The sequence below is a fragment of the Thermococcus sp. M36 genome, from assembly GCF_012027355.1.
In the GTDB taxonomy this organism is placed as follows: Archaea; Methanobacteriota_B; Thermococci; order Thermococcales; family Thermococcaceae; genus Thermococcus.
The window spans coordinates 1-667 of record NZ_SNUH01000025.1 but is presented as its reverse complement, the minus strand read 5'-3'; the positions used below and the strand labels follow the sequence as shown (position 1 = coordinate 667).

Genomic DNA, 667 nt, shown 5'->3' with positions numbered 1-667 from the left:
AGCTATTTTAAAAGAAGCAAAAATTAATGGTGCTGATAGTGTATTAGTAGGCAATCCCGCATTCTTAAAAAAAGTAAACAGCATGTTAACTGAATACTCTTTAAATGACTGGAGAAGCTATTTACGCTGGAACCTTATAAGAAGTGCTGCACCTTATTTAAGCCATGAATTTGTTGATGCAGATTTTGAATTTACCAAAGCACAAACCGGACAAAAAGTACCTACACCACGTTGGGAAAGAATGAGTAGTTTGATTGACAGAATGCTGGGTGATATGATTGGCGAATTGTATGTAGAAAAATATTTTAAGCCGGAAGCAAAAGCATACATGGTTAATTTAGTTAATAATATGCAGGCTACTTTTGCTGAAAGAATTAAACGTTTAGATTGGATGAGCGAAGCCACTAAACAAAAAGCATTAGAAAAATTAAATGCCTTTGCTAAAAAAATTGCATATCCTGATAAATGGAGAAGCTACGAAGGCATTGAAACAACACCGGATAATTTCTTTAAAAATGTAAAAACATGTGCTGTTTGGTTCTACAACTATAATGTAAGCAAAATGGGTAAACCGGTTGACAGAAGCGAGTGGGGAATGACGCCGCCAACCATTAATGCACAATACAGTCCGAGCAATAACGATATTACTTTTCCTGCAGGAATTTTA

1 pseudogene is annotated in these 667 nt (G+C 35.2%); it reads left to right on the top strand.

Features of this window, described 5'->3' with window-relative positions:
• Window positions 1–667: pseudogene (locus E3E36_RS13450) on the top strand (M13 family metallopeptidase); the annotation flags it as partial.